The organism is Hoeflea sp. BAL378, from assembly GCF_000759435.1.
Classification (GTDB): domain Bacteria; phylum Pseudomonadota; class Alphaproteobacteria; order Rhizobiales; family Rhizobiaceae; genus Hoeflea.
Window position 1 is genome coordinate 32,211 of sequence record NZ_JRJG01000006.1, and the last position, 12,739, is coordinate 44,949.

At 63.7% G+C, this 12,739-nt stretch carries 12 protein-coding genes; 9 read left to right on the forward strand and 3 right to left on the reverse strand.

Features of this window, described 5'->3' with window-relative positions; translation table 11 throughout:
* Positions 1-50: 50 nt before the first annotated feature.
* Together LL06_RS02085 and LL06_RS02090 are read right to left on the reverse strand one after the other, a co-directional pair.
* Positions 51-1,046, reverse strand: coding sequence for a sugar ABC transporter substrate-binding protein (locus LL06_RS02085; RefSeq protein ID WP_052161121.1), 996 nt, complete (start codon positions 1,044-1,046; stop codon positions 51-53).
* Between the two features lie 24 nt (positions 1,047-1,070).
* The gene (locus tag LL06_RS02090; protein WP_035521593.1) at positions 1,071-2,045 is read right to left on the reverse strand and encodes an ABC transporter permease; all 975 of its coding nucleotides are present in this window, start codon (positions 2,043-2,045) and stop codon (positions 1,071-1,073) included.
* A gap of 260 nt (positions 2,046-2,305) precedes the next feature.
* On the opposite strand from LL06_RS02090, the gene LL06_RS02095 reads away from it, so the two are divergent.
* Positions 2,306-3,256 (forward strand): helix-turn-helix domain-containing protein, encoded by a 951-nt coding sequence (locus LL06_RS02095; protein ID WP_035521595.1) that lies wholly within the window; start codon positions 2,306-2,308, stop codon positions 3,254-3,256.
* Positions 3,257-3,292: 36 nt separating this feature from the next.
* Here LL06_RS02095 and LL06_RS02100 read toward each other — a convergent pair whose 3' ends face one another.
* Complete coding sequence (locus LL06_RS02100; RefSeq protein ID WP_052161122.1) at positions 3,293-4,009, reverse strand: GntR family transcriptional regulator; 717 nt, start codon at positions 4,007-4,009, stop codon at positions 3,293-3,295.
* Positions 4,010-4,344: 335 nt separating this feature from the next.
* Here LL06_RS02100 and LL06_RS02105 point away from each other — a divergent pair, with 335 nt between their 5' ends.
* The 8 genes from LL06_RS02105 to LL06_RS02140 all read left to right on the forward strand — a co-directional run bounded on the left by LL06_RS02105 (position 4,345) and on the right by LL06_RS02140 (position 12,658).
* Positions 4,345-5,562 carry a branched-chain amino acid ABC transporter substrate-binding protein gene (locus tag LL06_RS02105; RefSeq protein WP_035521597.1) on the forward strand — a complete coding sequence of 406 codons (1,218 nt, stop codon included), beginning with the start codon at positions 4,345-4,347 and terminating at the stop codon, positions 5,560-5,562.
* A gap of 74 nt (positions 5,563-5,636) precedes the next feature.
* Positions 5,637-6,578 carry a branched-chain amino acid ABC transporter permease gene (locus tag LL06_RS02110; protein ID WP_035521599.1) on the forward strand — a complete coding sequence of 314 codons (942 nt, stop codon included), beginning with the start codon at positions 5,637-5,639 and terminating at the stop codon, positions 6,576-6,578.
* Between the two features lie 4 nt (positions 6,579-6,582).
* A complete protein-coding gene (locus tag LL06_RS02115; RefSeq protein WP_201772295.1) occupies positions 6,583-7,866 on the forward strand; it encodes a branched-chain amino acid ABC transporter permease in 1,284 nt (427 codons plus the stop codon).
* The gene (locus LL06_RS02120) at positions 7,863-8,633 is read left to right on the forward strand and encodes an ABC transporter ATP-binding protein (protein WP_035521602.1); all 771 of its coding nucleotides are present in this window, start codon (positions 7,863-7,865) and stop codon (positions 8,631-8,633) included. Before LL06_RS02115 ends, LL06_RS02120 begins: the two co-directional genes overlap by 4 nt.
* A complete protein-coding gene (locus LL06_RS02125) occupies positions 8,630-9,340 on the forward strand; it encodes an ABC transporter ATP-binding protein (protein WP_035521604.1) in 711 nt (236 codons plus the stop codon). The genes LL06_RS02120 and LL06_RS02125 overlap by 4 nt, the downstream gene beginning before the upstream one ends.
* A 39-nt stretch (positions 9,341-9,379) precedes the next feature.
* Positions 9,380-10,168 (forward strand): SDR family oxidoreductase, encoded by a 789-nt coding sequence (locus LL06_RS02130; protein WP_035521606.1) that lies wholly within the window; start codon positions 9,380-9,382, stop codon positions 10,166-10,168.
* 20 nt (positions 10,169-10,188) lie between these two features.
* Entirely contained in the window at positions 10,189-11,124 is a 936-nt protein-coding gene (locus tag LL06_RS02135) for a 3-keto-5-aminohexanoate cleavage protein (protein WP_035521608.1), read from the forward strand.
* 88 nt (positions 11,125-11,212) lie between these two features.
* Positions 11,213-12,658: a tannase/feruloyl esterase family alpha/beta hydrolase gene (locus LL06_RS02140; protein ID WP_035521610.1), complete on the forward strand. Its 1,446-nt coding sequence runs from the start codon at positions 11,213-11,215 to the stop codon at positions 12,656-12,658.
* Positions 12,659-12,739 lie beyond the last annotated feature (81 nt).

A 12,739-nucleotide genomic window follows, 5' to 3' on the forward strand; every position in this document is an offset into this window, starting at 1 on the left:
CGCAAAAGGGAGCCGGAACGGGATTTCGGTCCCGTTCCGGTGTCGCAGGCCTACTGCTGGGACGGCATTTTCCAGCAGGAGCCCGGCTGCATGTTGTCCTTGGTCAGGAACTCGAGCTGGGTGAAGAGCGTGGTCTTCATCGAGCCCGGCTCAGCCTTGAGCTGCAGCATCTGCTTGATCATGTTGGCCATGTCGCGGGCCTGGCCGGGGACGTTGTAGACCACAACCTCCGAATAGGTGCCGTTTTCGAGCCCGTCGCAGGCCGACTGGTTTCCGCCGCCCTGGGTGATCAGGTAGACATCCTTGCCCGATTCCTTGATCGCAGCACCCGTGCCGACATCCATGACGTCCCAGAATCCGGCGATGGCGCACAGGTCCGGATGCTGCTGGATCACGGTCGCGGCAATGTTGCGGGCCTTGGTGGCGTCCCAGTCTGCGGCCTGGTTGGACACCAGCTCGATCTCGGGATGCTCGGCCAGGACATCCATGATGCCCTTCATCTGGTAGGCGCTGGCCGCGGCCGTCAACACGCCCTGGGTGACGGCGATCTTGCCGCTGCCGCCATTGGCGGGCGAGCATATCTCGACCAGCCGCTCCGCGATCTGGCCGCCCATGCCGACATAATCGGCGCCGATGAAGGCGTCTGTCGAATAGCTCGAGCGCATATTGACCTGGACGACATAGATGCCGGCCTCTTCGGCCTTCTTCAGCAGCCGCGCATAGGACTGGACATCCGGATTGTGGACCACCAGCACGTCTGGCTTCTCCGAGATCAGCGACGTGATTGCCTGGGCTCCCGCGTCGGTGCTCCAGTTGGGATCGCGGATCTCGAACTTGACGCCGAGCGGCTCGAGCGCCTCCTTAAGTCCCGCGGCCCAGCCTTCGGTCAGGTCGAAGCCCATGGCGACGGGAACATAGGCAACCGTCTTGCCCTTGAAGGCCTCGAAATATTCGGCCCGGGTCGGGTCGTCGATTCCCTGGGCCAGGACAGCGCCGGCGCTCAGCGCAAAAGTGGCCGCGATCATGCAAGTCTTGATAGGTCTCATGTTTTCCTCCCGATGAGATCTGCTTCAGATGTCCCCTTGCTGAGCGGTCTGCTCGTCGCGGGGGTTGAGGATCGTGTCGATCACGATTGCCGTAAGAAGGATGACGCCCTTGATGACGTTCTGCAGCGTGTACTCGATGTTCATGATCGTCATGCCGTTGAGCAGCACGCCGATGAGCAGCGTCCCGACCACGACATTGCGGACATTGCCGCGACCGCCCGACAGTCCGATTCCGCCCAGCACCACCACCAGGATGATGTCGTAGACCATGGTGGAATTCGCGACGCGGGTGTTCATGCTGGCGATGGATCCGGCGGTCACCAGGCCCGCGGCAAAGCCGATCAGCGATGAGATCATGTATTGCAGGACGATGATCGGGCGCGCCGGAATGCCGGTGATGCGGGCCGCGGGAAGGTTGTCGCCGACCGCGCGCAAATAGCGCCCGTAGGTGGTCCAGCGCAGGAACAGCGTGGCTGCCGCGCAGACCGCGATGAAGGCGAGGATCGGGGCCGGGATGCCGAGCAGCGAGCCTTGCCCGATCCATTGCAGGGCCTGGGCGCTCTCGGGCATGTAGATGACGTCGAGGGTGAAGAGGAAGTAGCGGCCGAAACCGTAGATCGCGATCCCCATGGCGAGCGTTGCGAAGATCGCGGGGATCTCGACATAGGCGATCAGGATGCCGTTGATCATGCCTACGGCGAGGCTGAAAGCGAGGCCGAGCGCGACCGCCTGCGGCAGGCTCATGCCGTTGGCGACAAGTTGCAGCGTCCAGGCCACCGAGATGGCCATGAGCGCCACAAGCGACAGGTCTATGCCGCGGCCGATGACGACAAGCCCCATCGCCACGCCGAGAATGCCGAGGATCGACACGCTGCGCACGAGGTTGAGCAGATTGTTGGTGGTCAGGAAGCCGGGCAGCATCACGGCGAAGCCGGCGCACAGCAACAGTGCCAACCCGAAGACGATCTGTTCCTGGCTCAGGCGCCCGAGACCTTGCATGTTCTCCTCCCACAGAGCATGACCGTCAATCTCCGCAAGAGAAGGGTCATTTCGGGAGCCTAAATTCATGCAGCTTCAGCCGTCTTTTCTCAGAATGCAGGATTTTTGCTTGAGCGTGCATTCTGGCCGCCGCTTGCGGACAGGCTCGGGCAGCGCTACTCTCCCGCGATTGAAAATGGCTGCACGATCAGGAAAAGGGTGAGAACGGTCGACGGGAGGTCGGCTCCTAAACCCCGTGATCGCTGGGTGAGGAGGGGGCCATGGAACTTGTCTTTACGACGGACAATCTTGCGCGCGCCAAGCGCTATGCCGCCTGGCAGGCGGCGATCTGCGACTTTTACGTTCATGTCGATGTCAGGGCGACGCAGCCCGAGGATTATCGCGGTTTCATCCGCGAGGCCTGTTTCGGCGACGTCGTGCTCACCGACATCCTGCTGTCGGAACAAAGCATCCGGCGCAACGGCCAGCACATTTCCCGGCTCGACAAGGATTGCTACTACCTGCAACTGATCCATCACGGGCATCTCAATGTGCTGCAGCGCGGGGAAACCCATTCGTCCAACGCCGCGCGGGGGGCAATTTTCTACGCCACCGAACAATACGAGCTGCAGTGCATCGGCCAGGCCCGATCCTTCTATGTGGAGGTGCCACGGCTCGCTTTCGCCCGCCGGTTCCCCAATGGCGAGGTCCCCATCACCGGCACACTCAACACGACGCAGGGGCTGGGGCGGATCGCGGCCGAGTTCTGCTCCATGCTCGCGGCAGAGGCCTCACGTCTCGACGCCGCCATGCGCAGCCAGCTGGGCGAGCAGCTGGTGGATCTGCTGGCTGCGGCCTTGATGGCGCCTGAGGGAGACATGCCGATGCTCGACGGCTCGGTGCAGAAGGCGCGCCTTCGCTCCGTGCAGCAATGGATCGAGGACCATATCGGCGACCCCGACCTTTCCCTCGAGCGGGTTGCGGCGGCCAACGGCATGTCGCTGCGATACCTGCACCAGATTTTCCGGCACTGCGACAAGTCGGTGTCGGAGTGGATCTGGGGCCGGCGGCTTCAGCTTTGCTATGACCGGCTCGCCAAGGGGGAGGGTCCGTCGATCACATCGATAGCCTTCAACTACGGATTCAACAGTTCGGCCCATTTTTCCACGGCCTTCCGCCGCAAATATGGAATGTCCCCGCGCGAAATAGTGCGCAGGGATCCGCAGGACTAAGGGGATCAGCCAGGGCACGGAACGATGTGCGACGGGTCAGGACCCTTCGTTGTCCGCTTGGTCCGCAGCATGCTTGTAAAATCGCCTGATCGCCAGATGAGCTGACCGGATATCGAGATTGATGGCCCAGCGCGCTGCTGCCCGGTCTCTTCGCTCTACGGCCTCGATCGCATCGTCATGGATGCGGAACCCTATGTGGAACAGCCTGTCGAAGAGCTTTGCGTCCTTGCGCGCGGACGCCACGATCGGCCCGGTCCGGAGCCAGAGCGTGGAAATCAGGTCTAGGAGCTGCGGATAGCCGCCGGCCCGGTAAAGCTCGAAATGGAAAGCCTGGTTGCCTGCCAGTGCGGCATCGAAATCGCCGACGGCCAGAGCTTCGGCCATGCTGTCATTGTGGCGCTTGAGCGAATCGATCAGTGCCGGGTCCTTCGGCGCGCTCGCCGCCCGCTCGGCGGCGTAGCCTTCAAGCTGCATGCGAATGCGGATGTAATTCTCGTGATCCGATGCCAGATAGGGCGCGACGCGAAGGGTTCGCGGCCCGGATTGCTCGATCGCGCGTTCTGCGATCAGCCGGGCGAGCGCCTCGCGCACCGGCATAGCACTGGTGCCGAGCACCTCGGCGAGGGAACGAATCGAGATTTGTTCGCCGGGAAGGAATTCGCCCCTGAGAAGACCCAGCCGAAGGCTCTGGTAGACACGCTCCTGCACCGTGGACACATCTACCGGGACAAGCGTGCGCTGACCCTTGTTCATCAATTTGAATGTGTTCACGTGTCGGGGGCCTCACTGGGCTGCGTCGAAAGTTGACTTGCCTCTGCAGGAGGAGAAGAGGGCCGCGGACCTGACGCCAACGGCCACGCTGGGGGCGTTGTACGTGCAATCGCCTGGGCAGGCAACGGTTTCGGGCTCTCGTCCTCTTCGCGGTGTATTTGATGTGTGATCACATATCAAAAATCTTTACAGAGTAGAATTCCTGTGTTTAGACTGCCGCCGTGTCCGAGGAGGGCACCGGGAAATGCAAACCACCCGGTCGCAACGGCACGCATGCAAACATCATCCGGGAGGAGAAGAACTTGAAACGTCTCGCCATGATCGCGGCCACGTCCGCAGCGGCCCTGACCGCGTCCCCGCTTCACGCCGAACCCTTGAAGATCGGCATCATCGAAAGCCTGTCGGGCGCACAGACGTCGACGGGCCGTCTTTACGCCAATGCCGTCAAATACGGCGTTGATCGCATCAACGAAGCCGGTGGCTTCAACGGCGAGCCTGTCGTGGTTACCGAATATGACAATGCCGGCGGAGCGCCCGATGCGGCGGACAAGTTCCGCAATGCCGTGGCCGACGGCGTCGACATCATTTTCCAGGGCGCTTCGTCGGCCATTGCCGGCCAACTGACCGAGGATGTGCGCAAGCACAATCTGCGCAATCCCGGCGACGAGGTGATCTTCATCAACCTCGGCGGCGAGGCGATGGAGCTGACCGGCGAAAAGTGCCAGTTCTACCATTTCCGCTACACGACGACCGCACCGATGCGCGTGAACGCGCTGGTCGGCGCGATGAAGGAATCCGGTGATCTGGGGACCAAGGTCTATTCCATCAACCAGAACTATTCCTGGGGCCAGGACATGCAGGCCGCGGCCGCCGCGGCCGCCGCGGACGGCGGCTATACGGTGGTCGATGAAGTCCTGCACGACGTCAACAAGATCCAGGACTTCGCGCCCTTCGTGGCGCGGATCAGCTCAGCCGCTCCCGATACGGTGTTCACCGGCAACTGGTCGAACGACCTGCTGCTCCTGATGAAGGCCGCAGGCGACGCAGGCCTGGACGTGACCTTCGCCACGGCCTTCCTCGACCAGCCCGGCAACATTGCGAACGCCGGCAAGACGGCGATTGGCCATTACATCGCCAACAATTATGACAATGCGGCCACCGACGGAAAATTTGCCGAGGACTACAAGACGGCGACCGGGCATTACCCGATCTTCGTGGAAGGCCATTCCGCCTTTGCCCTCGGCGCGCTGCAACAGGCGCTGGGCACGGTCGATTTCGGCGGCGGCGACATCGACGTGACCAAGATCGCCCTGGCGCTGGAAAACACCACCTATGAAACTCCGCTCGGTCCGGTCTCGGTCCGCAAGGAAGATCACCAGACGATCCGCCCTGTGGTGGTGTCCAAGGTCGTGGAGAATCCCAAATATCCGGCAGATGAAACCAACATGGGCTTCGAGACCGTCAAGGTCATTGCCGGCGAGGACGCCATCTATCCGGTGCAGGACAGCTGCAAGATGGAACGCCCCGCAGAGTAATCCTCCCAGGACCGTGACCCGGTCGGCGCAAGCCGCCGGCCGGGTCACCCGTGCCCCATCATCCCGGAAGTCCCATGGAATTTGCGATCATCTCCACGCTCAACGGCGTGACCTACGGCCTGTTGCTGTTCATGGTCTCCGCCGGCCTCACCCTCATCTTTGGCATGATGGGTGTCCTCAACTTCGCCCACGCGTCGTTCTACATGATGGGCGCCTATGTCGCCTATGCGGTTTCCTCGGTCTTCGGCTTCTGGGTCGGGATCCTGGTGGCGCCGATCGTCGTCGGCCTCGCCGGCATGGCGGTGGAGCGCTTCCTGCTGCCGCGGGTCCATGCCCACGGTCATGCCCATGAACTGCTGCTGACCTTCGGCCTGGCGCTGATCATCGAGGAACTGATCAAGATCTTCTTCGGCGATTTTCCGGTGAACTATCAGATGCCCGCCGAGCTGCGGTTTTCCGCCTTCGAGGTTTTCGGCGCCACTTACCCGTTCTACCGGCTGTTTATCGGAGCCGTGGCCGTGGTGATGTTCGCTGCCCTGTGGGTGCTGCTGACGCGGACCCGCACCGGCATCGTGGTGCGCGCCGCCGAGCGGCTTCCAGCCATGGCGGAAGCCCTGGGGCACAACATTCCGATTGTCTTCATGTTCGTGTTCGGCACCGGCGCAGCGCTTGCCGGACTGGCAGGGGCGGTGGCGGGAGCGTTCTACCCGACCAACCCGAACATGGCGCTCGAACTTGGCGTGATAGTGTTCGTGGTTGTCGTCGTCGGCGGGCTCGGCTCTCTCAAGGGATCGTTGCTGGCCTCGCTGATGATCGGGCTCTTCTCCTCGTTCGCCGTGGGCCTCGACTGGTCTCTCGCCAACCTCCTGGGCGTCGTCGGTCTCGGTGACTGGGCCCGGTCCGTCGGCGGGCTGCTGACCCTGGAGCTGTCCTCGATCAGCGCAACGATCCCCTTCGCGCTGATGCTGATCGTCCTGCTGGTGCGTCCGGCCGGCCTGATGGGCGAGCGGAACTGAGATGATGACCATGCGAAACCTTCTCCTTCTCGCAGTCGCGCTGGCCCTGCTCGTCATCGTCCCGCCCTTCCTGGGACTGGGCTGGCAGAACATGCTGGTCAATGTGCTGATCGCCAGCCTGTTTGCTCTGGCGTTCAACCTGCTGATCGGCCAGGCCGGTCTGCTTTCCTTCGGCCATGCCGCCTATTTCGGGGTGGGCGCCTTCGCCGCGCTCCATCTCATGCGGGCGATCGAGGGCGGGCTGCCGTTTCCGACTCCGCTCGTGCCCCTGGCCGGCGCCGCGGCCGGCCTGCTCATCGGCCTGATCGCCGGCTACTTCGCGACCATGCGGTCGGGGGTCTATTTCGCCCTCGTCACTTTGGCGATCGCCGAGCTGTTCCATTCGCTGGCTCCGCAATTGGAAGGGGTCTTCGGCGGCGAATCCGGCATATCCTCGATGCGGATGCCGTGGAACGGCATCGTCTTCGGCTCGATGCTCGAGGTCTATTACCTGACCCTGGCATGGGTCCTGGTCTGCGGCTTGGCGTTGTGGGCCTATACCCGCACGCCTTTCGGACGGCTGACGCTGGCGTTGCGGGACAATGAGCAGCGGGTGCGCTTCCTGGGCTACAGCGCCCATACCGCCAAGGTGATCATCTTCACGGTCTCGGCAATGCTGACCGCGGTGGCCGGCTCGCTGCAGGCGATCTCGATCGAGACCGCGAACTATTCGCTGTTCGCAAGCAACGTGTCGGCCCAGGTCGTGCTCCAGACCTTCGTCGGCGGATCCACCGTGTTCTTCGGGCCGGTCATCGGGGCTACGGCGTTCACGCTGTTTTCGTTCCTGGTCTCCGACCTGACCCGCTCCTGGGTGTTCTATCAGGGCCTGATCTTCGTCCTGGTGATGCTCTATGTCCCCACCGGCATCGGCGGCGTCATCCAGCACCATATCCACAATCGCCGGCAGCTCGACTGGCGGAACATGGCTGGCCACTACGTGCTGGCGTTTGTCGGCGCGTTGCTGCTCACGGCGGGCGTGGTGTTCCTGACCGAAACCGTCGCGGTGCTGTTCGGCGAGGACTACGCCATGGTTCGGCACAATGCCGAGGGCGGCCTGCCGCCGTTTGAACTCTTTGGCGCCAGCTGGAATCCAACCGGGCTTCTCACCTGGCTGCTTCCGATCGTTCTTCTGATCGGCGGTGGCGCACTTCTGATCCGCGCCCGACGCAGGATCAGCACCATCTGGGATCGCAAGGGCCCGAGCAATGCGACAGCGACAGAACCGCTGCTCGCGGGAGGTGCGAAATGACCGCGACACCGACAACCCAGACGGCCCTTCGCCTTGCTGCGATCACCATGTCCTTCGGGCCGATCGAGGTGATCAAGGGCGTGAACCTTGATATCCGCGCCGGGGAACGCCACGCCGTGATCGGTCCCAACGGCGCTGGAAAATCCACGCTTTTCAACCTGATCTCGGGGATGTTCGCGCCGACTTCGGGCGAGATCTTTCTCAACGGCAACAGCATTGCCGGTCTCTCGCCGCATCTGATCAACCGGGCCGGTCTGGCGCGGTCCTTCCAGATCACCAACATCTTCCACCGCATGAGCGTGTTCGAGAACCTGCGCATCGGCGTGCTCGCGCGCCATGGGGTGCGCTACGGCCTGTTCCGGCCGGTTGCGGGCATGCGGCAGGTCAATGAGGAGACCGCCGAGGTGCTGGCCCGGGTCGGGCTCGAGTCGCGCGGGCATGATCTCGCCGGCGACCTCACCTATTCCGAACAGCGGGCGCTCGAGATCGGCATGACGCTGACCACCGGCGCAGAGGTCATTCTCCTCGACGAGCCGACAGCCGGCATGTCCCGGGAGGAGACCGAAAAGGCCATCGAGCTGATCCGCACGGTCACCGAAGGCAAGACACTGCTGATGGTGGAACACGACATGGGCGTCGTCTTCAGCCTCTGCGACCGGGTCTCGGTGCTGGTCTACGGGGACATCATCGCGACAGACACGCCCGAACGCATCAGCGCCAACCGGGCGGTCCAGGAAGCCTATCTGGGCGAGGAGGCGGCGTCATGAGCTTGCTCGAGGTCAAGGGGCTTCACGCCCATTACGGTAAGAGCCACATCCTGCACGGCATCGACATGGAGGTGCCCGAATCCTCCATCGTCTCGCTGCTGGGTCGAAACGGATCGGGCCGTTCGACGCTGCTGAAAGCGATGATGGGCCTGGTGCCGCCGACATCGGGAACGGTGACGCTGGACAGCCAGCCGCTTGCCGGCCAACGGCCTTACGCGATCTGCCGGCAGGGGATCGGCTATGTTCCGGAGGAACGGCTGGTGTTTCCCAACCTGACGGTTGACGAGAACATGTCCATGGGGATCCAGAAGGGCGCCCCCGGCGCCCATCACTGGTCTGTCGAGGAAATGTACGACTACTTTCCCCGTCTCAGGGAACGGCGCTCCATCCGCGCCGGCTATCTCTCCGGCGGCGAACAGCAGATGCTGACCATCTGCCGCTCGCTGCTCGGCAATCCGCGGGTGCTGCTGATCGACGAGCCGACCGAGGGGCTGGCCCCGCGGATCGTCGAGGTGGTGATGGAAGTGATCCTCGATATCGGCCGCCGCGGCGTCGCCGTGGTGCTGGTCGAGCAGAAGCTCACCATCGCCCTCAAGGTGGCCCAGCAGGTCATGGTCATGGGCCATGGCGAACTGGTGTTCCGCGGCACGCCCGCCGAACTCGACGCCAATCGCGACGTGCGCCGCAACTGGCTCGAGGTGGCATGACATGACCTCCCTGCCGAAATCACATGGACTGGACAGACAATGAACATCATTGAACGGATGCGGCCGCGTTCCGGCCTGCGGGTGCTGGTGACGGCTGGCGCATCGGGCATCGGCGCCGCCATCGCCCGCGCGTTTCTCGAAGCCGGCGCAAAAGTGCTGGTCTGCGATATCGACGAGGAGGCCCTGGCCGAATTCGCCGCCTTGCATCCCGATGCAGGGATTCTCAGCGCCGATGTGTCGGACGAGGCGCAGGTAGGCCGCCTGTTCGATACCGTCCCCGAAGTGCTCGGCGGGCTCGACGTCCTGGTCAACAATGCCGGCATCGCCGGCCCGACCGGATCGATCGACGAACTCTCTGTCGAGGACATCCGCCGGACCCTCGACATCGACCTGCTCGGCCAGTTTCTCACGGTGCGCCGCGCAGCGCCCTTGCTGCGCGCCAGCCAGAACGGCGTGATCCTCAACATTTCGTCCGTCGCCGGACGCCTGGGCTATGCGCTCCGGACCCCTTACGCCGCGTCCAAATGGGGCATCGTCGGACTGACCCAGAGCCTCGCCAAGGAGATGGGCCCCGACGGCATTCGCGTCAACGCGATCCTTCCGGGCATCGTGCGCGGCGCCCGCATGGAGGCGGTGATCCGCGACCGCGCCGAGGCTGCGGGCATGAGCTACCAGGACATGGAGGCGCAATACCTCGCCAATATCTCGCTTCGGCGCATGGTCGATCCCGAAGACATCGCGGCCACGGCCTTGTTCCTGGCCTCGCCGGGGGGAGCCAACATCTCGGGCCAGGCGATCAGCGTCTGCGGCAATGTCGAGAACATCTGACAGCAAGGACGGAAGAGAACATGGCCAAATCCCCTCGCAAGGTCATCGTCACCTGCGCCATCACCGGCGGTATTCATACCCCGAGCATGTCGCCGCACCTGCCGGTGACCGCCGATGAGATCGCGGCCCAGGCCATCGAGGCGGCGGAGGCGGGCGCGGCGATCCTTCATCTGCACGCCCGCAATCCCGAGGACGGACGTCCGACGCAGGATCCGGCGGCGTTTGCGGCCTTCCTGCCGCGCATCAAGCAGGCAAGCGATGCGGTGCTGAACCTGACCACCGGCGGCAGCCCGACAATGACGGTGGAAGAGCGTCTGCAGCCGGCATTGAAATTTGCTCCCGAGGTCGCCTCGCTCAACATGGGATCGATGAATTTCGGGCTTCACCCGATGCTCGACCGCTATGAGAAGTTCCAGCATGACTGGGAACCTGCCTATCTCGAAAAGACCCGCGATACGGTCTTCAAGAACACGTTCAAGGACATCGAGCATATTCTCGAGCATTGCGGCGGCAACGGCACGCGGTTCGAATTCGAGTGTTACGACACCAGCCACCTCTATACGCTGGCGCATTTTCGCGATCTCGGCCTCGTCGAGGGACCGCTCTTCATCCAGACGGTCTTCGGCATTCTTGGCGGCATCGGCACCCATCCCGACGACGTCTCGCACATGAAGCGCACGGCCGACCGGTTGTTCGGCGAGGATTACGTGTGGTCGGTGCTGGGCGCCGGGCGCCACCAGATGCCGATCACCACGATGGCGGCGGCGATGGGCGGCAATGTCCGCGTCGGCCTTGAGGATTCGCTCTGGGACGGACCCGGCAAGCTGGCGCAAAGCAATGCCGCGCAGGTGCGCAGGATCCGTCAGGTGCTGGAGGGACTCGGTCTCGATGTCGCAACGCCCACGGAAGCGCGCGCGATGCTGGCGCTGAAGGGCGGAGATCAGGTGAATTTCTGATCCCGGCGGGGATGCAGAACGGATTCCGGTACGCGACGACCGAGGAGGATCGGTCGCGCGCTCCGGCCAACCCGGGAGGAGAAGGACCATGCAGCATCTATTTCGAAGAGGCGCCATGCTGGCGTTGATCAGCGCCGGCGCCATGATCGGCACGGCGGCCCATGCCCAGGACAAGTCGGAAGCGGACTGCGCCGCACTGCGCGATACCGTCTTCGAGGCCGGCTTCGTGACCTCGGCGCGGGTCGTTTCCGCCGAGGGGACTGCGCCGGCCTATTGCGAAGTCCGCGCCACGGCGTTGCCGGCAATTGCCATCGAGGTGCGGCTGCCGCTCTCGGGCTGGAACGGGCAATACTACCAGGTCGGCTGCGGCGGTTTCTGCGGCAGTCTCGGCGGCCGCAGCGGCTTCGTCAACGCCATGGGGCCGGGGCTCGAGAAGGGCTATGCGACGGCGACCACCGACAGCGGCCACCACGGGCTCACTGTCATCGATGCGGACTGGGCCGATGGCAATGTCAATGCCGAGCGGGACTGGGGCTGGCGCTCCATCGGCGAGACCAACCGCGTGGCGCAGCTGATGATCGAGGCGTTCTACGACAAGCCGTCGGACCAGGCGATCTTCCAGGGCTGCTCCACCGGCGGGCGGATGGCCCACATGGCGGCCTTGCGCTATCCCGAGATGTTCCAGGGCATCATCTCGGGGGCGCCGGCGCTCAATGAAACCGGCCTCGCCGGACCGGGGCTTGCCTGGCAGGTCCAGGCCAATACAGGTCCCGACGGCGAGCAGATCCTGAAGGCCGACAAGGTGGATCTGATCGCCGAGGAAGTGCTGCGCCAGTGCGACGGCGTCGACGGCAAGGAAGACAAAACCATCGACGACCCGCGCGCCTGCACAATCGATCTCAGCACGATCACCTGCGAAGCCGGAGCCGAGGGCAATCAGTGCATTACGCCCGAGGAAAGGGAAGTGGTGGAGAAATGGCGCAAGTCGCCCGTCGATTCCTCCGGCAAGGTGCTGTTCGTCGGTGGCGTTCCGGAAGGTTCGGAACCGTTCTGGCGTGTTTGGCTGACCGGGAATGAGGCCGGATCCCCCGCCCTCAATCCGCTCTTCGCCCAGACCTTCGGCTCCTACATGGCCTATCCGGAAGATCCCGGCCCGGCTTACAAGGCGACCGAGTTCGACTTCGACAAGGATCCGGCCCGCATGGCGGCGGCCGCCAAGATGTACAATGCCGACGATCCCGACCTCTCCGCCTTCCGCGAGGCGGGCGGCAAGATGATCGTCTGGCACGGCTGGGCCGATGCGATCGTCCCGCCCTATACCACGGTGGCTTGGCATGAGGCTGCGGCGGAGGCCGCGGGCGGCGCCGAGGAGCTTGCCAAGAACGTCAAACTCTTCATGATCCCTGGCCTCGACCATTGCGGCATCGCTGCCGGACCGAGCGGAGTAACCCAGGCGGACCTCGATCCGCTGGGTGCCTTGGAAACATGGATGGCGAGCGACGAAGCGCCGCAGAGCCTGATGGTCGGCAAATAAGCCAAGCTCAACGCCCGAGAAGACAGGGCACGGCGGCTCCGGTCGCCGTGCCTTTTCGTGTCGAAGGAGTATCCGCGCAGG